The following is a 24856-nucleotide window of genomic DNA, read 5'->3' as shown; positions in this document are numbered from 1 at the left end:
CCTTGTGTGGCGGCCGCCGGGTCAATCCCTTCTTCACCGTTCAATAGGTCTTGTCGACCCGCACTCCATCGTTGAAATAGAGGATGCGTACCTTGTCGCCCTGCGCAAAGACCATGGCCGGATCGTAATCCTGGATCACGTTGATGAGCCCATTCTGCTCGTTGCGGATCAGCAGCTCCACCAGCTTGTTCTCCACCACGCTGCCCCCTGACTGAAACTGCTGCACCGCCGCCGCTCCCGCCAGTGCCCCGACCGCAGTGGCAATCTCCCGCCCGTGCCCACCGCCAAACTGGTTGCCGAGCAGCCCGCCAAGCACGGCCCCTCCCAGAGTTTTCCAGCCGGAATGCTCTGATTCCACCATCTGGCGCTGGGTGATGTTGCGCACCGCATCCACCTGGCCGAAGACCACCTGCTCCACCGGACGCGCCGTGTTGCGTTCATACACCGCACTCCAGGCCGGTGCCGTGACAAAGCCAAGCAAGCTGGATACTATCAGGATAATGGCCTTCATCTATGAACCTCTGCCTTATGTCTCGCTATCTTACCGAACTGGATGATGAGCTGTGCTGGTTTCCCTCCCCCAGCCATGCGCTGGAAGAGCCCAACGGGCTGCTCGCGATTGGGGGAGATCTCTCCCCCACTCGATTGCTGGCAGCTTACCACAGCGGGATCTTTCCGTGGAATGAACCCCATCAGCCACTGCTGTGGTGGTCACCGGATCCCAGGGGAGTCATCGTGCCCGAGGAACTCCACATCGGCCGCAGCCTGCAGAAGTGTTTGCGCCGCACCCCCTTCGAGATTTACATCAATCGCGCCTTTGATGACGTCATTGCAGCCTGCGCCGCCCCCCGTCGCACCGCCAGCGGCACCTGGATAAGTGCCCCCATGATCGACGCCTATCGGCGCCTTCATCGCCTCGGTCATGCCCACTCCATCGAGATCTGGCAGGATGATCAGTTGCAGGCAGGCCTCTATGGTCTCTCCCTGGGTCGACTCTTTTGTGGTGAATCCATGTTCAGCCGCATCGACAATGGCGCCAAACTGGCCATGGTGGCCCTCTGTCGCCACTTTGCAGGGCACGGCGGTGCCCTCATCGACTGCCAGATGCAAAACGACTTTCTGGCCACGCTGGGCGTCCAGGAGTGGCCAAGGCAGCGCTTTCTGACCACCCTGGCCACCCTGACCCGGCAACCGTTGCAAGAGGGATGCTGGCAACCGAGGAGAATCAGCCTATGAGTGAAGAAGTGATCCTCAAGGTCGGGCTGACCCCCAGGCACCCGTGCAGCTACCTCGGTCACGAGCAGGAGCAGTTGCTGGTCCTGATGGACCATGAATTGCTCAACGCCGCCGGGTACGAACGGCTGCTGACGGCAGGATTCCGGCGCAGTGGCAACGACATCTATCGTCCTCACTGCCCCGCCTGCAGCGCCTGCCAATCCTTGCGCATACACAGTGAACGCTTCACCCCGAGCCGTGGGCAGAAACGCATCCGCCAGTTGAACCGAGATCTCGAACTCGTGCTGAGCTATGACGACAAGCCCGAGTATTACCAGCTCTATGAACGCTATATCCGTGAGCGCCATAGGGATGGCAGCATGTATCCACCGAGCCGGACCCAATACAAGGGGTTCCTGCACTGCGACTGGATGCCCCCCCTCTATCTGGAGATGCGCAAGGAGGGACGCCTCATCGGCGTGGCCACCACGGATCTGCTTCCCCACTCTCTGAGCGCCATGTACACCTTCTTCGACCCCGACTATGCCGACCGGTCGCTCGGCACCTTCGCCATCCTGAGCCAGTTGGAACTGGCCAGACGTACCGGTCGTCAGTGGCTCTATCTGGGGTATCTGGTGGAGGAGTGCCGCAAGATGAATTACAAGCGCCAATACCTGCCCCATGAGCTGCTGGTACAGGGCGAATGGAAAAAAATCGACACCAAGCCCGAGTAAACTTTACACATAGCCTTAAATCCGGCATGATCCAGCGGTTTTTTGTTGTGGCTTATCAAGAGGATTCAATGGCTAAAGAAGACAGTATTGAGATGCAGGGTACCATTCTCGAAACCTTGCCCAATACCATGTTCCGTGTGGAACTGGAAAATGGTCACGTGGTTATCGCTCATATTTCCGGCAAGATGCGCAAAAACTACATCCGTATCCTGACTGGGGACAAAGTAACGGTGGCTCTGACTCCGTACGATCTCTCCAAGGGACGTATTGTTTTCCGCTCTCGCTAAGCCAGGAATTCAGCAAAAAACCCCAGCCTCTCGGTTGGGGTTTTTTGTCATTTCCGGCCTTGCTCACAGTCAGTGAGAGACAGCTTCAACGTTGACCTGAAAATCAAAGCTGAGGCTGTTGTTCACCAGCTCGACCTTCACAATGCCGCCATCGACCAGGGAACCAAACAGGATCTCGTTGGCCAGGGGCTTCTTGAGGTGCTCCTGAATGACCCGGCCCATGGGTCTTGCCCCCATTGCCCTGTCATACCCTTTCTCTGCCAACCAGTGGCGCGCCTCTTCAGACACCTCCAGTGAAACGCCCTTGGCATCCAGCTGAACCTGCAGCTCGACGATGAACTTGTCGACCACCTGATGGATCACTCCCATGTCGAGATGGTTGAACCAGATGGTGTGATCGAGCCGGTTGCGGAACTCCGGACTGAACGTCTTGTTGATCACCTCCATGGCATCGTGGCTCATGTCCTGCTGCTGGAAGCCGATGGACTTGCGCTGGGTTTCCTGAACCCCTGCGTTGGTGGTCATCACCAGGATCACATTGCGAAAATCTGCCTTGCGCCCGTTGTTGTCCGTCAGGGTGCCGTTGTCCATCACCTGCAGCAGCAGGTTGAAGACATCCGGGTGCGCCTTCTCGATCTCGTCAAGCAGCACGACGGAGTGCGGATGCTTGAGGACGGAGTCGGTCAACAGCCCTCCCTGCTCGAATCCCACGTAACCGGGAGGAGCCCCGATCAACCGGGACACGGTATGGCGTTCCATGTATTCCGACATGTCAAATCGCAATACCTCGACCCCGAGCGCCTTGCCAAGTTGCTGGGTCACTTCGGTCTTGCCCACCCCGGTCGGGCCGGCAAACAGGAAGCAGCCCACAGGTCGGCGTTCGTTGCCAAGCCCTGAACGTGACAACCGAATGGCATCGGTCAGCACCTCGATGGCCTTGTCCTGCCCGAACACCACCATCTTGAGATTGCGCTCCAGATTCTTCAGCACCTCCTTGTCGGAGGAGGAGACAGATTTCTCTGGTATACGGGCAATCTTGGCAACAATGGCCTCGATTTCCGGCACATTGATCACCTTCTTGCGCTTGCTGACGGGCAAGAGGCGTTGCCCTGCCCCCGCCTCGTCGATGACGTCGATGGCCTTGTCAGGCAGATGGCGATCATTGATGTACTTGGCGGAGAGCTCCACCGCCGCCCGGATCGCCTTGACGGTGTAACGCACGCCATGGTGAGACTCATAACGGCTCTTGAGTCCCATCAGAATGCGAGTGGTGTCGTCTACTGTGGGTTCGACGATGTCGATCTTCTGGAAGCGACGAGCCAGGGCCCTGTCCTTCTCGAAGATCTGGGCATATTCCTGGTAGGTGGTGGAGCCCACGCAGCGCAGCAAACCATTGGAGAGCAGCGGCTTGATGAGGTTGGCCGCATCCAGCTGGCCACCGGAAGCCGCACCAGCGCCAATGATGGTGTGGATCTCGTCGATGAAGAGGATGGCCCCCTCCTGACGTTCGATCTGCTTGAGCAGCACCTTGAGGCGCTTCTCGAAGTCACCACGATACTTGGTGCCCGCCAGCAGGGAGCCCATGTCCAGGGAGTAGATGGTGCTACCCGCAATCACCTCGGGCACATCCCCCTTGACGATACGGTAGGCAAGCCCTTCGGCGATGGCGGTCTTGCCCACGCCGGCTTCCCCGACCAGCAAGGGGTTGTTCTTGCGGCGGCGGCACAATACCTGAATGGTGCGATTGAGCTCCTGATCACGGCCGATGAGCGGATCGATGCGCCCCTCCAGCACCAGCTGGTTGAGGTTGGTGGCAAAGCTTTCTATCTGGGCAGAGGATACCTCGTCATCAGATTCCGCATTGTTGCCACCACTCTCGGGCTTGTTGTCCTTGCGCACCCCGTGGGACAGGAAGTTCACCACATCCAGGCGGCTTATTTCGGCTTTTTTCAGGAAGTAGGCGGCCTGGGACTCTTGTTCGCTGAAGATGGCGACCAGGACATTGGCACCGCTCACCTCGGTATTGCCGGACGACTGGACATGGAAGACGGCACGTTGCAGCACGCGCTGGAAGCCCAGCGTCGGCTGGGTTTCCCTGTCTTCGTCGTCACGGGGGATGAGCGGGGTCGTTTGATTGATGAAGGCGCGGATCTCTTTGCGCATCTGTTCCACATCCGCACCACATGAACTCAGCGCCTCATGGGCTGAGCTGTTATCCAGCAGGGCCAACAACAGGTGCTCGACGGTCATGAATTCGTGGCGCTCGTCACGGGCCAGCTTGAAAGCCTCGTTCAGCGTCTTTTCTAGATCTTTGTTCAACATAGGCACCTCCCCTCAGTACAGCAACAATGCGGTGTCGTTATCGCCATCAAGTCATCAGATTCAAGCCTTTTCCATGGTACATAGCAGTGGATGTTCGTTGTTACGTGAATAGGTGTTGACCTGGACCACTTTGGTCTCGGCAATCTCGGCGGTAAATGTGCCGCAGACCCCCTTACCACTATAATGCACGCTCAGCATCACCTGAGTGGCCTTCTCCAGATCCATACCAAAGAACCTTTGCAGCACCTCCACCACGAACTCCATCGGTGTGTAGTCGTCGTTGTTCAGGACGACCTTGTACATGGGTGGCGGTTGCAGCTTCGTTTTCTCTGCCTCTGCAATCTCTTCATTAGCAAAGAGTTCTTTCTGCTTGCTCATAGTTGCGCTTTGGTACCTCTAGATTACTACCGTGTCGCTCAAGATTGTCAATAGACTTGTTAACCAGATCACATCGGTTGTTAACAACTTCTTGACTCGCTTAAAAGTTGGACTAGATTGGTTACTTGCTAATCGGCGCCCGTCTGCTACGGGGTCATGCCCTAGTTATATAAGGCTGGCGCAGGTTACTCAACGACTTCAGGGTAATCAATAAAAGGATGTAGATGTATGGCAACCGGAACAGTCAAGTGGTTCAACAACGCAAAAGGATTTGGGTTTATCTGTCCGGAAGGCGGTGGTGAAGACATCTTCGCTCACTACTCCACGATTCAAATGGAAGGTTACAAGACCTTGAAAGCAGGTCAGGCAGTCAACTTTGAACTGCAGCAGGGGCCGAAAGGAAATCATGCCTCTGTCATCGTGCCAAACGAAGCACAGAACATCTAAGAGTCAAACTGGATAAATTAAAAAGCGGCATCCCAAGGGATGCCGCTTTTTTATGGACAGGCACGAAGAGGGGAACAAGAAAGGCCAGGCCTTCCCTGTTCCCTGCTGCAGCTACCTCAGCGGGCCAGCAGGATGTTCAGCATGCGACGCAGCGGCTCGGCGGCGCCCCACAGCAACTGGTCACCCACGGTAAAGGCGGCCAGGTACTCCGGACCCATATTGAGCTTGCGCAGACGACCCACCGGGATGCTGAGGGTGCCAGTAACGGCAGCCGGGGTCAGCTCGCGGGCGGTGATGTCGCGATCGTTGGGGATCACCTTGACCCAGTCGTTGTGGGCGGCCAGCAGGGCTTCGATCTCGGCCAAGGGCACATCTTTTTTCAGCTTGATGGTGAAGGCCTGGCTGTGGCAGCGCAGGGCCCCGATCCGCACGCACAGACCATCCACCGGGATAGCGGCGTTTTCGATACCCAGGATCTTGTTGGTCTCGGCCTGGCCCTTCCACTCTTCACGGCTCTGGCCGTTGTCGAGCTTGGTGTCGATCCAGGGAATGAGGCCACCGGCCAGCGGTACGCCGAAATTGTCCACCGGCAGGGTGCCGGAGCGGGTCTTCTCGGTGATCTTGCGCTCGATGTCGAGGATGGCGGAGGCGGGATCCGCCAGCTCCACCGCCACTTCATCCCGCAGCATGCCCATCTGGGTGACCAGCTCGCGCATGTGGCGGGCACCACCACCGGAGGCCGCCTGATAGGTGGCCACGCTCACCCACTCCACCAGATCGGCCTTGAACAGGCCACCCAGGGCCAGCAGCATCAGGCTGACGGTGCAGTTGCCGCCAACGAAGGTCTTGATGCCGTTGTTCAGGGCGTGTTCGATGACGTCGCCGTTGACCGGATCCAGGATGATGACAGCGTCCTTCTCCATGCGCAGGGAGGAGGCGGCGTCAATCCAGTAGCCCTGCCAGCCGGCGGCTTTCAGACGCGGATAAACATCCTTGGTGTAGTCGCCGCCCTGGGCGGTGATGATGACGTCCTGCGCGGCCAGCGCCTCGAGATCGAAGGCGTCCTGCAAGGTGCCGGCATCGACACCAAAATTGGGGGCGGCCTCACCGGCCTGGGAGGTGGTGAAGAAGGTGGGTTGAATGCGGGCAAAATCCTTCTCTTCCTGCATCCGGCTCATCAAGACCGAACCCACCATGCCACGCCAACCGACCAAACCTACTTTTTTCATAATGTCCTACCCTGGATAGCTGCTTATAGAAATCGTGTGTGATACCCGTGACCCCTGCCTTGGCGCCAGCCGTTTACAAGGGATTCACAATATATGAGTTGCAAAAAATGCGTCTGTCCACATTACGGATTGTGACGGCGGGCGCAAGTCGAATTGCGCAATATTCTGTGCCATTCGCTGCAATATCCGTCGGCCTGGCCGACCTGCGGGCAGCCGGTTGGCATCCTGCCTCCAGTTGGGGCATCATTGAGACCGACCGGCAGCCCCGCTGCCCCTCGGGGACGGCCCCGAGGCCTCCTGATACGCAGGGACGACCCTGCTTCCTGCGGAATCTGCCTTATGTCGTGGTTGCTCCTGCTGTTGGCCGGCCTGTTCGAGGTCGCCTGGGCCATTGGCCTCAAGTACACCGACGGTTTCAGCCGTCCCCTCCCCACCCTGCTGACCCTGAGTGCCATGGCCGTGAGCGTGCTGCTGCTCGCCATGGCGGTCAAGCAATTGCCCCTTGGCACCGCCTACGCGGTCTGGACCGGTATCGGCGCGGTCGGCACCGTGCTGATGGGGATCTGGCTGTTCAACGAACCGGCCACCCTGGCCCGGGTGCTCTGCCTGCTGCTCATCATCGTCGGCATTCTGGGTCTGAAATTCATCGGTTAGGCGCGCTGAAAGGGCCGGGTACACCGGCCCCGACGTGGCAAGCTCCAGGGGGCGATGTCAGCCCGGCATGTTGCTGTGTTCCTCTGCTTGCTGATGTGTTCGCAGGCGGTGGGGAAAGGCGGGTGGCACAGACGTGGCATGGCGCGTGATGGCGAGCAAGATCCGCCCCATGACCGCCCGGGCGAGCATGGGGCGCCTCCTTTTATCTTTTCGTCTGCTCCTTCAATCACTCCACCAACGTCTGCTCGATGCGGGCCCCAGGCATCATCTGCGTGAGACCGGCAATCAGCCTGTCGCCGGCCTCCCACAAGGCCGTGCGCGGCATCGGCGGCAGACACTCCAGAATGAACCACATCCGGGGGGAAGAGAGGCTCAGGCGAGTGCGGATCCCCTGGCGCCAGTTCCAGCGGCGACAGGTGACGCCGAGATCGTCCCGCCACACCACCTCTCCGGGAGCCGGTGCCTCCTGGATTGGCAGCCCTTCTTTGAGGGTGTCAAAGCATTCGCTGCCATCGGCAATCACCAGGCGCGGCGTCCCCACATAGGCCGCCAGATCCTCCCCGCCCACGGGAATGGCATACTCGATGCTGATGGCGTTGTAGAGATCCACCACAGGATCGATGGCGGGCAAGACGCCATCGCGCAGCACCCGCTTGCGCAGTGCCTGGGCCGAGCAGGGCGTGCGGGCAGGCTTGGCGCCAAACCCCTTGAACACCTGATCCCAGGCGGCCAGATGTTCAAGGGCCCAGGGGGCCTCGTCGGTGCCAAGGGCCGCACATGCCCGGGCCAGGGCCCGCTCCCCCACCAGAGTGTCAATCACGGGGGCGGCTTCCACCACGATGCTGAGGGCACAAAACCCCGGCGCCAACCTGGCTATCTCGGGGTCGATACGGGGGATCATCGGGAACATTCAGCACTCCTGGTCAAGGCTCATCAAGACGGGGTGGCGGAACGGGCACGGGCGTTCCCCTCTTTTCCTTCCCCCGCCAACGGTTGACGCCATGATGAAGGGCACAGGGTCATAATAAAATTTACTTTATCTTAATTATGTTAAGTAAAACTGATGACCCAACCCTCTTTCCCATGAAAAATCGCCGCCCCGCAGCGCACCGTCCGGCCCCACTACCACACCCCGCCCATCCAATGCAGACCTGGGCAAGCCCACACCATTGCCCTGGCCGCTTTCCCCGTCACTCATGCTATTATCTGCGTCCAAACATGAGCCCATAAAATCAGGACATTGTGATGACCGACCACACTTTTATTCCCGGCAAGGACGCAGCGCTGGAAGATTCCATCGAACGCTTCCAGACCAAGCTGCAAGCCCTGGGGTTTGATATCGAAGAGGCCTCCTGGCTCAACCCCGTGCCCAACGTCTGGTCCGTGCACATCCGGGACAAGGAGTGCGCTCTCTGCTTCACCAACGGCAAGGGTGCCAGCAAGAAGGCGGCGCTCGCCTCCGCCCTTGGCGAATATTTCGAGCGTCTCTCCACCAACTACTTCTTCGCCGACTTCTACCTGGGCGAGCAGGTAGCCAATGGCGACTTCGTCCACTACCCGAACGAGAAGTGGTTCCCCATCGAGGGGGATCAGCTTCCCACTGGTCTGCTCGACTCCTTCACCCGCAAGTTCTACAACCCGGACGGTGAAGTGACCGCCGACATGCTGGTGGACCTGCAATCCGGCAACGAGGAACGCGGCATCGTCGCCCTGCCCTTCGAGCGCCAGTCTGATCACCAGACCGTCTACATCCCGATGAACATCGTCGGCAACCTGTATGTTTCCAACGGCATGAGCGCCGGCAACACCCGCACCGAAGCCCGCACCCAGGGGCTGTCGGAGGTGTTCGAGCGCCACGTGAAGAACAAGATCATCGCCGAGGCCATCAGCCTGCCCCAGATCCCGGGCGAGGTCATCGCCCGTTACCCCGGCATCAAGGCGTCCATCGATGCACTGGAGGCCGAAGGCTTCCCCATCTACAGCTTCGATGCCTCCCTCGGCGGCCGTTATCCGGTCATCTGCGTGGTGCTGCTCAACCCGAACAACGGCACCTGCTTTGCCTCCTTCGGCGCCCACCCGCGCTTCGAGGTCGCCTTCGAGCGCACCGTCACCGAACTGCTGCAAGGGCGCAGCCTCAAGGATCTGGACGTCTTCGTGCCGCCGTCGTTCGACAACGAGCAGGTGGCGGATCACCACAACCTGGAGACCCACTTCATCGACTCCTCCGGCCTCATCAGCTGGGATCTGTTCAAGGAAGAGTCCGACTTCGAGTTTGCCGACTGGGACTTCCGTGGCACCTCGCAAGAGGAATTCGACCACCTGATCGGCATCTTCCACGAGCTGGAGCAGCCGGTCTACATCGCCGACTACGAGCACCTGGGTGTCTACGCCTGCCGTATCCTGGTGCCCGGCATGTCAGACATCTATCCGGTGGAAGATCTGCTGCTGGCCAACAACACCATGGGGGCCCACCTGCGGGAAACCATCCTGGCGCTGCCGGCGCTCGAGTTGGACGCAGATCAGTACATGGCCCTGTTCGACCAGCTGGATGAAGAGGGGCACGACGAGCGGACCCGGGTGCGCGAGCTGCTCGGCATCGCCGCCGCCAAGGGCACTGCCCTGCACACCCTGCGCGTCGGTGAGCTCAAAGCCATGCTGGCGCTGGCCGCTGGTGACCTGGAGAGCGCCCTCGACCTCATCGACTGGACCATGGAGTTCAACCAGTCGGTGTTCCCGGCAGATCGCGCCGCTTACTACCGCGCCCTGCGCGCCTGCGTCGAGCTTTTCCTCGACGAGGACCGCGACCCCGAGCAGTACCGCCCGGTGTTCGCCCGCATGTTCGGGGAAGAGACCCTGGCACAGGCGTGGGCCAACGCCCGCGGCGAGGCGCGCTTCCACGGTCTGGAAGCCGCCGATCTCTCCCTCTCCCAGTTCCCGCTGCACCAGAAACTGCTGGCCGCTTACGAGAAATTGCAAAAAGCCAAACGAATCCATACCTGGAACTGATATGCTAGCGTGACGAAGGGGCCTTATGGCCCCTTCTGTTTTATGGTCTACGCTTTGGCTGGCCGTGCCACAAAGATGAAATAAAAGACAAAAAATACCTCTTAGGGGGTTGTTAATTTGGCACTCATGGTGCAGTGCGGCTGCACAGGTGCCTTGCCGGTACGTTTTTCAGGGTGTCCTTTATAAGTTCTTAAAAATCATAAAATTAATAACAGACTCATTTCTGTTTCACCTGAAACCTGGTGTAAAGAAACGCTTCCGGATGGCGAAAAATCCTGTAGTAAAATTACATTCACAATCTGTAATTCTTGATCGGAGTCAATTTTGGGGATCAGCCCCTTTGTTATGATTTCCACAGGCAAAATATGCAGGTACTGAGAATTGAAAGCAGAATCTCCCTTTGATTGTCTGAAGCCCGAAGCCATCGCCGCCCTGGCCGAAGACATTACCTATGCCAAGGCCACCAAGCCCGCATACAAGGTCATTCCCCTGGCCATCACCGCTGGCGCCTTCATCGCCATCGCCTTCGTCTTCTATATCACCGTCACCACGGGCTCAAGCGGCATGGCCTGGGGCATGTCCAAGCTGGTGGGCGGCATCTGCTTCTCCCTCGGTCTCATCCTCTGCGTCCTGCTCGGCGCCGAACTGTTCACCTCCACTACCCTCACCCTGGTAGCCAAGGCGGCGAATCGCATCAGCTGGGCCCAGCTGCTCAAGAACTGGGGACTGGTCTACTTCGGCAACCTCATCGGCGGTCTCATCATCGTCGGCCTCATCATCATGTCGGCGGAATACACGGCAGCGGATGGCCAGTGGGGTCTGAACGCCATGAAAGTGGCCCAGCACAAGATCCATCACACCTTCTTCGAGGCCGTGGCCCTTGGCATCCTCTGCAACCTCATGGTGTGTCTCGCCGTGTGGATGGCCTTCGGCGCCCGCAGCGCCACCGACAAGGTGATGGTGATGTTGCTCCCCGTCGCCATGTTCGTGGCCTCCGGTTTTGAGCACAGCATCGCAAACATGTTTATGATCCCGGTCGGTATCGCCATCCACAGCGTCGCGAGCCCGGAATTCTGGCAGGCCATCGGCCAGGATCCGGCGACCTTTGCCGACCTGACCGTGTCCAACTTCGTCCTGCACAACCTCATCCCTGTCACCATCGGTAATATCATTGGTGGTGGCGTCATGGTTGGGCTGACTTACTGGTTTATCTTCCGTCGCCATCATTAAGGATGGCGGCAGACACATAAATACCTTGAGAGGTAATGAAAATGGCAGAACTTAACGAACAGTTCCAAAAAGCATGGGAAGGCTTCGCAGCCGGTGAATGGCAGACCTCTGTCAACACCCGTGACTTCATCCAGAAGAACTACACCCCGTATGAAGGTGACGAGTCCTTCCTGGCTGGCGCGACCGAAGCCACCACCAAGCTGTGGGACAAGGTCATGGAAGGCATCAAGATCGAGAACCGCACTCACGCGCCGGTCGATTTTGATACCGACCTGCCCTCCACCATTACCGCTCACGATGCCGGCTATATCGACCAGAGCCTGGAGCAAATCGTTGGTCTGCAGACCGACAAGCCGCTCAAGCGCGCCATCATCGCCAACGGCGGTATCAAGATGGTCAAGACCTCTTGCGAAGTGTACGGTCGCCAGCTTGACCCCATGGTCGAGAAGATCTTCACCGAGTACCGCAAGACTCACAACCAGGGCGTGTTCGACGTCTACACCAAAGACATCCTGAACTGCCGCAAGTCCGGCGTCATCACCGGTCTGCCGGATGCCTACGGCCGTGGCCGTATCATCGGTGACTACCGCCGTGTTGCCCTGTACGGTATCGACTTCCTGATGGCCGACAAACTGGCTCAGTTCAAGTCCCTGCAGGCTGACCTGGAAAACGGTGTCAACCTGGAAGCCACCATCCGTCTGCGCGAAGAGATCTCCGAGCAGCACCGTGCCCTGGCCCAGATGAAGGTGATGGCTGCCAAATATGGCTGCGATATCTCCGTACCGGCCAAGACCGCCAAAGAAGCCGTACAGTGGACCTACTTCGCCTACCTCGCGGCGGTCAAGTCCCAGAACGGCGCGGCCATGTCCTTCGGTCGTACCTCCAGCTTCCTGGACATCTACATCGAGCGTGACCTGCAAAAGGGTCTGATCACCGAGCAAGAAGCCCAGGAGCTGATGGACCACATGGTCATGAAGCTGCGTATGGTTCGCTTCCTGCGTACCCCGGAATACGATTCACTGTTCTCCGGCGACCCGATGTGGGCCACCGAGACCCTGGCCGGTATGGGCGTTGACGGCCGTACCCTGGTCACCAAGAACAGCTTCCGTATGCTGAACACCCTGTACACCATGGGCCCGTCCCCTGAGCCGAACCTGACCATCCTGTGGTCCGAGAAGCTGCCGGTCGGTTTCAAGAAGTACTGCGCCAAGGTATCCATCGAGACCTCTTCCGTTCAGTACGAGAACGACGACCTGATGCGTCCGGACTTCAACAACGATGACTACGCCATCGCTTGCTGTGTGTCCCCGATGATCGTCGGCAAACAGATGCAGTTCTTCGGTGCCCGCGCCAACCTGGCCAAGACCATGCTGTATGCAATCAACGGCGGTATGGACGAGAAGCTCAAGATCCAGGTCGGTCCGAAGACCGAAATGGTCACCTCCGAGTACCTCGACTACAACGACGTGATGGACAGACTGGATCACTTCATGGACTGGCTGGCCAAGCAGTATGTCGCCGCGCTGAACATCATCCACTACATGCACGACAAGTACAGCTACGAAGCCTCCCTGATGGCGCTGCACGACCGTGACGTCTATCGCACCATGGCGTGTGGTATCGCCGGTCTGTCCGTAGCCGCTGACTCCCTGTCTGCCATCAAGTACGCCAAGGTCAAGCCGGTACGTGATGCCGATGGCGTCTCCATCGACTTCGAAATCGAAGGCGAGTACCCGCAGTTCGGCAACAACGACGCTCGCGTCGATGACATCGCCTGCGACCTGGTCGAGCGCTTCATGAAGAAGATTCAGAAGCTGAATACCTACCGCGGTGCCGTGGCGACCCAGTCCGTGCTGACCATCACCTCCAACGTGGTGTACGGCAAGAAGACCGGTAACACCCCGGATGGTCGTCGCGCCGGTGCGCCGTTCGGCCCGGGTGCCAACCCGATGCACGGTCGTGACCAGAAGGGTGCCGTTGCTTCCCTGACGTCCGTTGCCAAGCTGCCGTTCGCTTACGCCAAAGATGGTATCTCCTATACCTTCTCCATCGTCCCGAACGCCCTGGGCAAAGACATGGAAGCCCAGAAAGCCAACCTGGCCGGCCTGATGGATGGTTACTTCCACCATGAAGCCAACCTGGAAGGTGGTCAGCACCTGAACGTCAACGTGATGAACCGTGAAATGCTGCTGGACGCCATGGAAAACCCGGAGAAATATCCGCAGTTGACCATCCGCGTATCCGGTTATGCCGTTCGCTTCAACTCCTTGACCAAGGAGCAACAGCAAGACGTCATCACCCGTACCTTCACCGCTTCTCTGTAATAGCGTCTCGGTGAACAAAAACCGGCGCCAAGGCGCCGGTTTTTTTATGGCTGTTTGGCAGTGTGCAAGCCGCTTCCCACCTCCCAGGCCCGCTGGCTCGTGGGCTCTGACCCGCAGGCTCGGCCAGACGTTAGCCTCAGCCTCCTAACGCCCCTCTCTATGCCCCTTCTCCACTCCCCTCCTGCGCTTGATGCACGGATGTGCCCACCGGCACTCAGACACTCAGACACTCAGACACTCAGGCACTCAGGCACTCAGACACTCAGGTACTCAGGTACTCAGGTACTCAGGTTCTCAGGTTCTTGTCTCAGGTTCTCAGGTTCTCAGGTTCTCAGGTTCTCAGGTTCTCAGGTTCTCAGGTTCTCAGGTTCTCAGGTTCTCAGGTTCTCAGGTTCTCAGGTTCTCAGGTTCTCAGGTTCTCAGGTTCTCAGGTTCTCAGGTTCTCAGGTTCTCAGGTTCTCAGGTTCTCAGGTTCTCAGGTTCTCAGGTTCTCAGAAAAGCAGAGCAGAACCATGCTCGACCACCAAGGGCTTTGCATAACAACCTCGATCCATTCCCTCTTCCCTTGGGAGAGGGCCAGGGTGAAGGGAAACCACTCTGCATCGCCAGAAGACGCCAGAAAGCAACAAGGGCAGCGTAAGCGCCGCTAAATCGACCTACTTGCCTTCGTTGTATTGCGCCACTTTTTTTGCAATGGGCTCCAGCGGGACGTTCCAGGGTAGCAGAGCTTCGAGTTTTTCCAGGCTATCAGCATCGCCGATCTGCGCCAGCACATAGTTGATATACGCTGATGGCTCCAGGTCATTTGCTTTGGCTGTCTCCAGCAACGAGTAGCAGGTCGCGCTGGCCTTGGCGCCTTGCGCGCTGTCGGCGAACAACCAGGCCTTGCGCCCCACGGCGAACGGGCGGATCGCGTTCTCCGCCAACACATTGCTGATGTGTAGATCACCCCGCTCGCAGTAGCCGACCAGATAGGGCCATTGCCCCAGCGTGTATTCCATCGCCTGTCGAGTCAGCGAGCCTTTCATCACCTTGCCGACGTTATTGTCCAGCCAGGTTTTGAGCTCCGCCAACAGGGGCATGCTACGTGTCTGCCGTGCCTGATAACGCTCGGCATCACTGCGCTCCTTCTGCTCCCGCTCGATGGCATAGAGTTTACCTATGTACCCCAATGCTACATCGGCCAGGCCAGTGCTGGCTTTGCTCTTGCCTTTGCTCTTGCCTTTGCTCTTGCCTTTGTCCTTGCCTTTGCCCTTAGGTGCGGCTCGGGTCGCTTCGATGAATTTGCGCCGAGCATGATCCCAGCAGCCAATCCGGGTGAGACCGCTCTCTTTGCACACCTGGCTATAGCCGGAATAGCCATCAGCTTGCAGTATGCCGCTAAAGCCCTCCAGCAGACGCACGGGTACGCTTCCGGCGCGTGACGGATCATATTCAAATAATACAGAGGGGCGGCCCGGCGGACCGCCGCGGGTCACCCACATCCATTTGTCCGATTGCGCGGTTTTGCCCTCTTCTTTGAGCACCTGGATCCGCGTCTCGTCGGCTTGCAGGTACGTCGCGTGGTTCTGCTCCTCGCGCAGCAGGTTCATCAATGGCTGGAACACCTCATCCAGCCGGATGATCCAGTGGGCCATGTTGGTGCGGCTCACCTCCTGCCCTAGGCGCTTGAACATCTGCTCCAGACGGTACAGTGGCAGGCCATCAGCATACTTAGAGGTAATGATGTAGCCCAGCAATGACGGCGTGGCGATACATTTGCCCAGCGGGTGTACGGGGCGGTTGGCCGCGAGGATCACCTCTTCGCCATCACGCTCGAACACCGCCTTCTCTTGCCAGATCTCCAGCACCTTGAGTTGAGCCGGAATGAACTGCAACTCCTCTTTGACCTTGGTAAAGAACACCTTGCTGGCCCCGGCTTTCTGCTCATCGCTGAGGGTGAGTTCGATGCGCTCGCGCAGCAGTGAGGCGGAGAAGCCACGTTGACGCGGCTTGGCCTTTGCTTCGGCAGTTTGCGGCAGGTCATCGGGTAACTGGGCCAGCAGGGCGTCCATGTCCGCTTCCAGCTCTGCCTCATCAAAGAGCTGGAGCTGATGGAGTTTCTCGCTGCTGGCGGCAAAGCGCTGGATCCTGCGCAGACGCAGCAGCTCTTCGAGTAACAGGATATGGGCGTCACGCCGCTGGATAGCCTCTTCTTTGGATTGAAGAGCTTCGTCTTTTAACGCCAACTGTTGCTGAAAACCCGCAATAACCGCCAACAACTCAGCGGCGCCAAGGCCGCTGAGATCAGGTGATGGGGTGAGGTTTTCTGGCGTAGTTTTCATGGGGAAATTATAACAAAAACAAGGCGGTAAAGCACGAGATTGGTGGTATTAAAGCGTCTCGTAATGCAGTGTTTTATGGCCCTGCATCAAGGAGATATCGTAGCCATCGAGCAACCAGTTGATCTGCTCGGAAGAGAGGGAGAGTAGCTCATCGGCAGACGATGGCCACTTGAATTTCTCCTCGGCCAGCGCCTTGTAATAGAGCACAAAGCCGTTGTCCTCCCACATCAGACACTTGATCTTGTTGCGGCGGCGATTGGTAAAGGCATAAAGGGCGCCGGTGAACGGGTTGTGCCCCAGTTGCTGCTCGACCAGCGCCGCCAGGCCGTGGGCCTGTTTACGAAAATCGATAGGAGCCCGATAGAGGTAGATCTGCGGCATGGTCAGTGCCGGACGCAAGTAACGAGGGCGCATTACAACTGCCTCATGATAGCGCCGAGCAAATCGATATTGCCCGGATGTAACCCGGAGAGAGTGATCCCGTTGGGTAAGGTGAGCGTCAAGCCGACTTCGTTCGTGACAGGAGCAGGCATGGCTACTCTGACAAAGCCAGGAAGAGAGTCCGAGTCTACAGGCTGTTCGAGCTTTTTACGCCAGTAAGCAAACTGGTGATAGACCAGTGCCTGGCTTTTGCAAAAGGCGTGGCCGGAGAGGCCGGAGTCAAGCCAGGCAGTGATCTGCTGCTGCCAAAAATCAGCACGTTCTTGAGTGGTCATAGTGAAAATCCAGCGAAGAGGTAATGGATTTCAAGTGTGACGAGCTGATTTTGGGAAAAAAAGATGCCGATTCAAGGGCGCTTACAGGGCAGCGGAGTGTGGACTCTGCTGCCCTTGTGTCTAAAAGCGATTGAACGAATGCAGGCGGCGTTAGAGACGGCTTCTCACCCCCCTCACTACGCTCATCTCACCACGAAGCTTTAAACTGCCTTTATCGCAAAAAACTGATCACTTATATGCCAAAAACAACAGGGGCAGCGAAGTCTAAATCCCCTGCCACTGTAGAAAGCAATAAACGGTGGATTAAGGCTTAGCTCGCCCAGGTAATGATATGGTCGGCCCAGTCACCAGCCTGCGCCTCGTGCACTACCTTGCCGCGCACCGACTGGCCAGCCTGGTGCATGGCGCTGCGACTGCCGGTGATAAGGGGATGCCAAGTCGGCAGGGTCTGCCCTTCCGCCAGCAGGCGGTAGGCGCAGGTGGAGGGTAGCCAGTTGAACTCGGCAATCTTGTCGTGGGTGATCTGCAGGCAGTCCGGCTCTTTTTTAAAGCGGTTGCCGTAGTCGGAGCACTGGCAGGTCTTGGTATTGAGCAGGTTGCAAGCCACGTTGGTGAACACCAGCTCCTCGGTGTCCTCGTCGATCAGCTTGTTCAGACAGCACTTGCCGCAGCCATCGCACAGGGACTCCCACTCCGTCATGGTCATCTGCTGCAGGCTCTTTACCTGCCAAAAGGGGGCGGTCTGCACGGGTTCACTCTGCTGCATAAAAGTTGGCTCACTCAATACACTGACAAGCGCGTGGTTATACGCCCTATGACCCGATTTTTCAAGGTTGGTGGCTGTCTACGAAGCTCAACACACGAGATGCTCATGGCTAAAAATTGAAGCACCTGAAATTTGAACGTTTTGAGAATACAGCCTAGCCATATTTTGGTTAAAACCAGCACGGAGTCGCCCATATTGCCAGCTTTACCATCTGCAATTTATTTGTTGACACTTTACATAAATTTTTCATTCTTTAACTTTTACATCCCTACAGCATCGGCTAGGATAGCTTGCTGAGCAATAAGTAGGCAAGCGATGCTTTTATAATAAATGGAGCGTAATCACTCCCGAAATAGTTTAAAAGTCACATCACTATCTATAGTGAACGGCATATGTACCTACACAATGGAAATCGTGTTATATGAGTAAGGACAAGGATAACCTATGCAAAGACTAAATTTAGCATTACTTTTTTTATCATTACCAGCAATAGCCGACTCAATGAGCTTTGACTCACCATATGGAACATTTGTTATCACGGAAGACCAGTCTTCTATGGAGAAAACTTTCAAATTCAACAACAATTATCTAGGTAGTTCAGACTCTTATGTGCAGATTGAGGCAACACGACTTTCAAATCCTGATGAAGAACATAAATCCATAATACTGCTAAAAGGATTTACGGGCGGAAGTGGTTGTGAAAGTGAACTGTCCATAGTCACTATAAAAGAGGAGGGTGTTTTTTTCAGTCCTTCACTTTTAACCTGTGGGGGCGTTCATGACGTTTTTATTAAAGACGGGTATGTGGTCGTAGAAGCTGATGAAGATAGAGACAACAAAATAAAAGTAACTTATACCGTACTCGACTCTTCGGTATCCAAGAATGGCTTGCCAATGAAGGAACCTAATGCATTTATTACAAAATAAACATATGAAATGCCGCCCTAGGGCGGCATTTTTATCAGAGATAACAGGCAAAAAACTTACCAGCCGGTTACTTCACGCAGGGCCTTGCCGATATCGGCCAGGGAGCGCACGGTTTTCACGCCGGCATCTTCCAGGGCGGCAAATTTCTCGGCCGCGGTGCCTTTGCCACCGGCGATGATGGCGCCCGCATGACCCATGCGCTTGCCAGCCGGGGCGGTGACGCCCGCGATGTAGGAGACCACCGGCTTGGTAACGTGGGCCTTGATGTAGGCCGCCGCTTCTTCTTCGGCGCTGCCGCCGATCTCGCCGATCATGACGATGGCTTCGGTCGCAGGATCCTTCTGGAACATCTCCAGAATGTCGATGAAGTTGGAGCCCGGGATGGGGTCGCCACCTATGCCGACGCAGGTGGACTGGCCGAAGCCCTCGTCCGTGGTCTGCTTGACCGCTTCGTAGGTCAGGGTGCCGGAGCGGGAGACGATGCCCACCTTGCCCGGCTTGTGGATGTGGCCAGGCATGATGCCGATCTTGCACTCACCCGGGGTGATGACGCCCGGGCAGTTGGGCCCGATCATGCGCACGCCGGTTTCCTGCAGTTTCACCTTGACGTCCAGCATGTCCAGGGTCGGGATGCCTTCGGTGATGGTGACGATGAGCTTGATACCGGCATCAATGGCTTCCAGGATGGCGTCCTTGCAGAACGGGGCCGGTACATAGATGACGGAGGCGGTGGCGCCGGTGGCTTCCACGGCGTCACGGACGGTGTTGAACACCGGCAGGCCCAGGTGGGTGGTGCCACCCTTGCCCGGGGACACGCCACCAACCATCTGGGTACCGTAGGCAATGGCCTGTTCGGAGTGGAAGGTACCCTGACCGCCGGTAAAGCCCTGGCAGATCACCTTGGTGTCTTTGTTGATCAGAACGCTCATTATTTGGCCTCCGCTGCTTTTACCACTTGCTGAGCTGCGTCAGTCAGACTCGTTGCGGCGATGATATTGAGGCCGCTGTCGGCCAGTTTACGGGCACCCAGTTCGGCGTTGTTGCCTTCCAGACGCACCACCACGGGCACTTTCACACCCACTTCCTTGACGGCGCCGATGATGCCTTCCGCGATCATGTCGCAGCGCACGATGCCACCGAAGATGTTGACCAGCACGGCTTGTACCTTGCTGTCGGAGAGGATGATCTTGAAGGCCTCGGTCACGCGCTCCTTGGTGGCGCCGCCGCCGACGTCCAGGAAGTTGGCCGGGGAACCGCCGTGCAGGTTGACGATGTCCATGGTACCCATGGCCAAGCCCGCGCCGTTGACCATGCAGCCGATGTTGCCATCGAGGGCCACATAGTTCAGCTCCCACTGGGCGGCGTGCGCTTCGCGGGGGTCATCTTGGGACGGATCGTGCATCTCGCGCAGCTTGGGCTGACGGTACAGGGCGTTGGCGTCGATGTTGATCTTGCCGTCGAGGCAGTGCAGGTTGCCCTTGTCGGTGATGACCAGGGGGTTGATCTCCAGCAGGGCGAAATCGCAGTCCAGGAACATCTGGCCCAGGCCCATGAAGATCTTGGTGAACTGCTTGATCTGATCGCCGACCAGACCCAGCTTGAAGGCCAGCTCGCGGGCCTGATAAGGCTGCGGGCCTACCAGGGGATCGATGGCAGCCTTGTGAATGAGTTCCGGGGTTTCGTGGGCGACTTTCTCAATCTCCACACCACCTTCGGTGGAAGCCATGAAGACCACGCGGCGAGAGCCACGGTCGACCACGGCGCCCAGGTACAGTTCCTTGGCGATGTCGGTGCAGGACTCCACCAGGATCTTGGTAACCGGCTGACCATTGGCGTCAGTCTGATAGGTCACCAGGTTCTTGCCGAGCCAGTTCTGGGCGAAGGCGCGGATCTCGTCCTTGCTCTTGGCCAGCTTGACGCCGCCCGCCTTGCCGCGGCCACCGGCGTGGACCTGGCACTTGACGACCCAGGTGTTGCCGCCAATCTTGTCGGCCGCTTCGGCCGCTTCCTGCGGGGTGGCACAGGCATAACCTTCGGAGACCGGCAGGCCATACTCGGCAAACAGCTGTTTTGCCTGATATTCATGCAGATTCATAGATGCTCTATCCGTGTTGTAGGTATTTCCGTCCGGGGCTCGTGTTTCTCAATCCCCTGTGAATGGGGGCCTGGGCGGCCCCTCGTTATCTTTCAGTCACGCTTGCTCAGACATCCAGCAGCAGACGGGTCGGGTCTTCCAGGAGCTCCTTGATGGAGACCAGGAAGCCCACGGACTCGCGGCCGTCGATGATGCGGTGATCGTAGGAGAGCGCCAGGTACATCATCGGCAGGATCTCGACCTTGCCGTCGACGGCCATGGGGCGGTCCTGGATCTTGTGCATACCCAGAATGGCGCTCTGGGGCGGGTTGATGATGGGGGTGGACATCAGGGAGCCGAACACGCCGCCGTTGGTGATGGTGAAGTTGCCGCCAGTCAATTCATCCACGGTCAGCTTGCCGTCACGGCCCTTGCCGGCCAGGTCTTTGATGGCCTTCTCGATGTCCGCCAGGCTCATGTTGTCGCAGTCGCGCAGCACCGGGGTCACCAGACCACGGGGGGTGGAGACGGCGATGCTGACATCGAAGTAGTTGTGGTAGACGATGTCGTCACCGTCCAGCGCTGCGTTCACTTCCGGGTAGCGCTTGAGGGATTCGACCACGGCCTTCACATAGAAGGACATGAAGCCGAGCTTGATGCCGTGCTTCTTCTCGAAGATCTCGCCGTACTGCTTGCGCAGCTTCATGATGGGCGCCATGTTGATCTCGTTGAAAGTGGTCAGCATGGCGGTGGTGTTCTTGGCCTCCAGCAGACGCTCGGCGATGCGCTTGCGCAGACGGGTCATGGGCACGCGCTTCTCGGTGCGACCGGCCAGCGGCGCAACCGGTGCGGCAGCCACGGGAGCGGCAGCAGTCGGCGCAGCCACGGGAGCCTTGCCCAGATTCTTGATGAAGGCTTCCACGTCTTCCTTGGTGACACGACCACCCTTGCCGGTGCCGGTCAGCTTGGCGACGTCGATGTCGTGTTCGGCCACCATGCGGCGCACGGAAGGGCTCAGGCCATCGGCAGCGTCATCGGCCACAGCTTCCACCGGCTTTTCGCTGGTCGCTTCACCGGCAACGGGGGCCGGCTTGAGCATGGCGATCAGCTGACGGGAGAGCACGGTGGCCCCTTCGCTCTGCAGGATATCGCCCAGTACGCCGGCTTCCGGCGCGGGCACTTCCAGCACGACTTTATCGGTTTCGATGTCAACCAGCACTTCGTCACGGGCAACCAGATCACCCGGTTTCTTGTGCCAGGTCGCGATGGTGGCATCCGCCACTGATTCCGGCAGGTCCGGTACCTTGATCTCGATAGTCATGTAATCAGTTCCTTGTTACTTCTTGGCCAGCAGGCTTGTTCCAGGTCAGAGAGGGTCCCGACACGGGCCCTCTCATCCACAACTCGTTATTCCAGGGTAAGGGCGTCTTCCACCAGGGCTTTTTGCTGCTTGGCGTGGACGGACATGTAACCGACGGCCGGTGAGGCCGAGGCCGGGCGACCGGCATAACGCAGACGGGCATGGCTTGGCAGCACGCTGTCGTAGTGATGACGGGTGCTGTACCAGGCGCCCTGGTTCTGCGGCTCTTCCTGACACCAGACGAAGTCGGTGACGTGGGCATAGTCGGCCAGGATGGCGCGCACTTCCTCTTCCGGGAAGGGGTAGAGCTGCTCGATCCGAACCAGAGCCACGTCCTGCTGCTCGGCCTTGCGACGGGCATCGAGCAGGTCGTAGTAGACCTTGCCGGAGCAGAAGACCACGCGCTTGACGCCTTTGGGATCCAGCGCATCAATTTCGCCGATGGCGTTCAGGAAGGTGCCCTCTGCCAGCTCTTCGAGCTTGCTCACCGCCAGCGGGTGGCGCAGCAGGGATTTGGGCGTCATCACGATGAGCGGACGGCGCATGGGGCGCACTACCTGACGACGCAGCATGTGGAACACCTGCGCCGGGGTGGAGGGCACGCACACCTGCATGTTGTGCTGGGCGCACATCTGCAGGTAACGCTCCAGACGGGCGGAGGAGTGCTCCGGGCCCTGACCCTCGTAACCGTGGGGCAGCAGCATGGTCAGGCCGCACATCCGGCCCCACTTCTGCTCGCCGGAGGAGAGGAACTGATCCACCACCACCTGGGCGCAGTTGGCGAAGTCACCGAACTGGGCTTCCCAGATGGTGAGACCGGCCGGCTCCGCGCTTGCGTAGCCATACTCGAACGCCAGGACCGCGTTCTCGGTCAGCACGGAGTCGTACACCTCGAACGGGCCCTGCTCGTCGTGCAGGTTGCACAGCGGGGTGTAGGTGCTGGCATCGGTCTGACTGTGCAGCACGGCGTGGCGATGGAAGAAGGTACCGCGGCCGGAGTCTTCCCCGGTGAAGCGGATGCGGGATCCCTTGTCCACCAGGGTGGCGTAGGCCAGAGTCTCGGCAAAGCCCCAGTCCACCAGCTTCTCACCGGCGGCCATCAGGCGACGGTCTTCGTAGATCTTCTCGACCTGGCGTTGCAGCACATGGGTCGCCGGGTACTGGCTGATGCGCTCACCCAGGGCCTTCAGATGATCCATGGGCACAGTGCTGTCATAGGCCATGGCCCAGTCGTGACCCAGATAAGGGGTCCAGTCCACGGAGTGCAGCTCCATGGGGCGCCATTCCTTGCTCACCCGCTCGCCCCGATCCAGGGTATCGCGATAGTCGTTGACTAGCGTGGTGGCCAGCTCCGGCGCGATGGCTCCTTCGGCGATCAGCTGATCGGCGTAGATCTTGCGCGGGGTCGGGTGCTGCTTGATCTTCTGGTACATCAGGGGCTGGGTCGCGCTCGGCTCGTCAGCCTCGTTGTGGCCATGACGACGGTAGCAGACCAGCTCGATCACCACGTCGCGTTTGAAGGTGTTGCGGTAATCCAGGGCGATCTGGGTCACCAGCACCACGGCTTCCGGGTCATCCCCGTTGACATGCAGCACAGGGGCCTGCACCGCCTTGGCGATGTCGGTGCAATATTCGGTGGAGCGCAGGTCACGGATATAGGAGGTGGTGAAGCCCACCTGGTTGTTGATGACGATGCGCACCGTGCCGCCCACGCCATAGGCACGGGTCTGGGACATGTTGAAGGTCTCGGCAACGACCCCCTGCCCCGCGATGGCGGAGTCACCGTGGATGGTGATGGGCAGGACGCTGGAGCCGTCCTTGTCACCGCGGCGGTCCATACGGGCACGCACGGAGCCGATGACCACGGGGTTGACGATCTCGAGGTGCGACGGGTTGAAGGCGAGCGCCAGGTGGACGTTGCCGCCCGGGGTGGCGAAGTCGGAGGAGAAGCCCATGTGGTACTTCACATCCCCTGTGCCCCAGGATTCGCCGTGCTTGCCGGCAAACTCGTCGAACAGGTCCTGGGCGCGCTTGCCCAGCACGTTGATGAGCACGTTGAGGCGACCGCGGTGGGCCATGCCGATGACGGCTTCCTTGCAACCCTGCTCACCGGCGCGGCGAATAAGCTCTTTGAGCATGGGCACCATGGCATCGCCCCCTTCCAGGGAGAAACGCTTGGCCCCTGGGAACTTGGCACCCAGGTATTTTTCCAGCCCTTCGGCGGCGGTCAGGCTCTCGAGGAAGCGGGTCTTCTCTTCGAGGGTATAGTTGCCCTTCCCTTCGATGGATTCCAGCCTGTCTTGCAGCCAGCGCTTCTCCTCGGTGGAGGTGAGGTGCATGTAGTCGGCGCCGATGCTGCCGCAATAGGTCTTCTTGAGCGAGGCATACAGATCGGAGAGCACCATGGTCTCGCGACCGATGGCGTAGGAGCCCACATTGAAGGTGGCCTCCATGTCTGCACCTTGCAGATTGTGGAAGGCCGGGTCCAGCTCGGCGACCGGCTCGCGCTGCCACAGACCCAGGGGGTCCAGGTTGGCGTTCTGGTGACCGCGGAAACGGAAGGCGTTGATCAGTTGCAGTACGCGAACCTGTTTGGCATCCACCTGGGGATCGGAGACGGGAGCGCTGTAACGGGAGGAGTCCTTGGCCAGGCGGCGGAAATAGTCGCGAACCTGGGAGTGGGGTTGTTCTACTGCATGTCCGTTGACCTGGGGCAGCGACTGGAACAGGCTGCGCCATTCGTCGGCAACGGAGTCGGGGTTTTCCAGGAAGGATTCGTACAAATCCTCAATGTAGCTTGCATTCGCACCAGCCAGGTGAGATGACTCCAACCAGGCCTTCATCACGCCGTTATGCATTTCTA

At 58.6% G+C, this 24856-nt stretch carries 22 protein-coding genes; 9 read left to right on the top strand and 13 right to left on the bottom strand.

The window, feature by feature from the left end:
* Positions 1 to 40: 40 nt before the first annotated feature.
* On the bottom strand, positions 41 to 511 hold the full coding sequence (locus C2U37_RS18525) for a glycine zipper 2TM domain-containing protein (RefSeq protein WP_010674514.1): 471 nt from the start codon (positions 509 to 511) through the stop codon (positions 41 to 43).
* Between the two features lie 17 nt (positions 512 to 528).
* Between C2U37_RS18525 and aat the strand changes: the two genes are divergently transcribed.
* The 3 genes from aat to infA all read left to right on the top strand — a co-directional run bounded on the left by aat (position 529) and on the right by infA (position 2236).
* Positions 529 to 1236: a leucyl/phenylalanyl-tRNA--protein transferase gene (aat, locus tag C2U37_RS18520; RefSeq protein WP_029314435.1), complete on the top strand. Its 708-nt coding sequence runs from the start codon at positions 529 to 531 to the stop codon at positions 1234 to 1236.
* A complete protein-coding gene (locus tag C2U37_RS18515; RefSeq protein ID WP_010674512.1) occupies positions 1233 to 1949 on the top strand; it encodes an arginyltransferase in 717 nt (238 codons plus the stop codon). Before aat ends, C2U37_RS18515 begins: the two co-directional genes overlap by 4 nt.
* A gap of 68 nt (positions 1950 to 2017) precedes the next feature.
* A complete protein-coding gene (gene infA, locus C2U37_RS18510; RefSeq protein WP_005300033.1) occupies positions 2018 to 2236 on the top strand; it encodes a translation initiation factor IF-1 in 219 nt (72 codons plus the stop codon).
* Between the two features lie 69 nt (positions 2237 to 2305).
* Here infA and clpA read toward each other — a convergent pair whose 3' ends face one another.
* Together clpA and clpS are read right to left on the bottom strand one after the other, a co-directional pair.
* Positions 2306 to 4558: an ATP-dependent Clp protease ATP-binding subunit ClpA gene (gene clpA, locus C2U37_RS18505; protein WP_049637156.1), complete on the bottom strand. Its 2253-nt coding sequence runs from the start codon at positions 4556 to 4558 to the stop codon at positions 2306 to 2308.
* Positions 4559 to 4618: 60 nt separating this feature from the next.
* Positions 4619 to 4936, bottom strand: coding sequence for an ATP-dependent Clp protease adapter ClpS (gene clpS / locus C2U37_RS18500; RefSeq protein ID WP_005325410.1), 318 nt, complete (start codon positions 4934 to 4936; stop codon positions 4619 to 4621).
* Between the two features lie 228 nt (positions 4937 to 5164).
* Here clpS and cspD point away from each other — a divergent pair, with 228 nt between their 5' ends.
* On the top strand, positions 5165 to 5383 hold the full coding sequence (gene cspD, locus C2U37_RS18495; protein ID WP_010674510.1) for a cold shock-like protein CspD: 219 nt from the start codon (positions 5165 to 5167) through the stop codon (positions 5381 to 5383).
* A gap of 116 nt (positions 5384 to 5499) precedes the next feature.
* On the opposite strand, the gene asd is transcribed toward cspD, so the two are convergent.
* Complete coding sequence (gene asd / locus C2U37_RS18490) at positions 5500 to 6612, bottom strand: aspartate-semialdehyde dehydrogenase (protein WP_039039005.1); 1113 nt, start codon at positions 6610 to 6612, stop codon at positions 5500 to 5502.
* A gap of 339 nt (positions 6613 to 6951) precedes the next feature.
* On the opposite strand from asd, the gene sugE reads away from it, so the two are divergent.
* On the top strand, positions 6952 to 7266 hold the full coding sequence (sugE, locus tag C2U37_RS18485) for a quaternary ammonium compound efflux SMR transporter SugE (RefSeq protein ID WP_010674508.1): 315 nt from the start codon (positions 6952 to 6954) through the stop codon (positions 7264 to 7266).
* Between the two features lie 226 nt (positions 7267 to 7492).
* On the opposite strand, the gene C2U37_RS18480 is transcribed toward sugE, so the two are convergent.
* The gene (locus tag C2U37_RS18480) at positions 7493 to 8176 is read right to left on the bottom strand and encodes a B3/B4 domain-containing protein (protein WP_045524741.1); all 684 of its coding nucleotides are present in this window, start codon (positions 8174 to 8176) and stop codon (positions 7493 to 7495) included.
* 335 nt (positions 8177 to 8511) lie between these two features.
* Here C2U37_RS18480 and ycaO point away from each other — a divergent pair, with 335 nt between their 5' ends.
* The 3 genes from ycaO to pflB all read left to right on the top strand — a co-directional run bounded on the left by ycaO (position 8512) and on the right by pflB (position 13826).
* Positions 8512 to 10272: a 30S ribosomal protein S12 methylthiotransferase accessory factor YcaO gene (gene ycaO, locus C2U37_RS18475; RefSeq protein ID WP_104452879.1), complete on the top strand. Its 1761-nt coding sequence runs from the start codon at positions 8512 to 8514 to the stop codon at positions 10270 to 10272.
* A gap of 381 nt (positions 10273 to 10653) precedes the next feature.
* Positions 10654 to 11502 carry a formate transporter FocA gene (focA, locus tag C2U37_RS18470; protein WP_010674505.1) on the top strand — a complete coding sequence of 283 codons (849 nt, stop codon included), beginning with the start codon at positions 10654 to 10656 and terminating at the stop codon, positions 11500 to 11502.
* A gap of 41 nt (positions 11503 to 11543) precedes the next feature.
* Positions 11544 to 13826 (top strand): formate C-acetyltransferase, encoded by a 2283-nt coding sequence (gene pflB, locus C2U37_RS18465; protein WP_010674504.1) that lies wholly within the window; start codon positions 11544 to 11546, stop codon positions 13824 to 13826.
* A gap of 656 nt (positions 13827 to 14482) precedes the next feature.
* Here the strand turns inward: pflB and tnpC are convergent.
* The 4 genes from tnpC to C2U37_RS18445 all read right to left on the bottom strand — a co-directional run bounded on the left by tnpC (position 14483) and on the right by C2U37_RS18445 (position 17632).
* Positions 14483 to 16150, bottom strand: a complete 1668-nt coding sequence (gene tnpC, locus C2U37_RS18460) for an IS66 family transposase (protein ID WP_104452878.1) — start codon at positions 16148 to 16150, stop codon at positions 14483 to 14485.
* A gap of 48 nt (positions 16151 to 16198) precedes the next feature.
* Positions 16199 to 16564, bottom strand: a complete 366-nt coding sequence (tnpB, locus tag C2U37_RS18455) for an IS66 family insertion sequence element accessory protein TnpB (protein WP_041205730.1) — start codon at positions 16562 to 16564, stop codon at positions 16199 to 16201.
* Complete coding sequence (gene tnpA / locus C2U37_RS18450; RefSeq protein ID WP_104452877.1) at positions 16564 to 16866, bottom strand: IS66 family insertion sequence element accessory protein TnpA; 303 nt, start codon at positions 16864 to 16866, stop codon at positions 16564 to 16566. Before tnpA ends, tnpB begins: the two co-directional genes overlap by 1 nt.
* 310 nt (positions 16867 to 17176) lie before the next feature.
* Entirely contained in the window at positions 17177 to 17632 is a 456-nt protein-coding gene (locus tag C2U37_RS18445; RefSeq protein ID WP_104452876.1) for a YcgN family cysteine cluster protein, read from the bottom strand.
* 444 nt (positions 17633 to 18076) lie between these two features.
* On the opposite strand from C2U37_RS18445, the gene C2U37_RS24730 reads away from it, so the two are divergent.
* The gene (locus C2U37_RS24730) at positions 18077 to 18559 is read left to right on the top strand and encodes a hypothetical protein (RefSeq protein ID WP_158656285.1); all 483 of its coding nucleotides are present in this window, start codon (positions 18077 to 18079) and stop codon (positions 18557 to 18559) included.
* A gap of 56 nt (positions 18560 to 18615) precedes the next feature.
* Here C2U37_RS24730 and sucD read toward each other — a convergent pair whose 3' ends face one another.
* From sucD to sucA, 4 genes are all read right to left on the bottom strand, one after another.
* On the bottom strand, positions 18616 to 19488 hold the full coding sequence (gene sucD / locus C2U37_RS18440) for a succinate--CoA ligase subunit alpha (protein WP_104452875.1): 873 nt from the start codon (positions 19486 to 19488) through the stop codon (positions 18616 to 18618).
* The gene (gene sucC, locus C2U37_RS18435; protein WP_005300220.1) at positions 19488 to 20654 is read right to left on the bottom strand and encodes an ADP-forming succinate--CoA ligase subunit beta; all 1167 of its coding nucleotides are present in this window, start codon (positions 20652 to 20654) and stop codon (positions 19488 to 19490) included. Before sucC ends, sucD begins: the two co-directional genes overlap by 1 nt.
* Before the next feature lie 106 nt (positions 20655 to 20760).
* Entirely contained in the window at positions 20761 to 21954 is a 1194-nt protein-coding gene (gene odhB / locus C2U37_RS18430; RefSeq protein ID WP_042863770.1) for a 2-oxoglutarate dehydrogenase complex dihydrolipoyllysine-residue succinyltransferase, read from the bottom strand.
* An 86-nt stretch (positions 21955 to 22040) separates the two neighbouring features.
* Entirely contained in the window at positions 22041 to 24851 is a 2811-nt protein-coding gene (sucA, locus tag C2U37_RS18425; RefSeq protein WP_104452874.1) for a 2-oxoglutarate dehydrogenase E1 component, read from the bottom strand.
* Between the last annotated feature and the right edge of the window lie 5 nt (positions 24852 to 24856).

This window comes from Aeromonas sp. ASNIH1, assembly GCF_002934285.1.
Taxonomy (GTDB): Bacteria; Pseudomonadota; Gammaproteobacteria; order Enterobacterales; family Aeromonadaceae; genus Aeromonas; species Aeromonas caviae.
The sequence above is the reverse complement of the archived record's forward strand: the minus strand, read 5'-3'. Positions and strand labels throughout refer to the sequence as shown.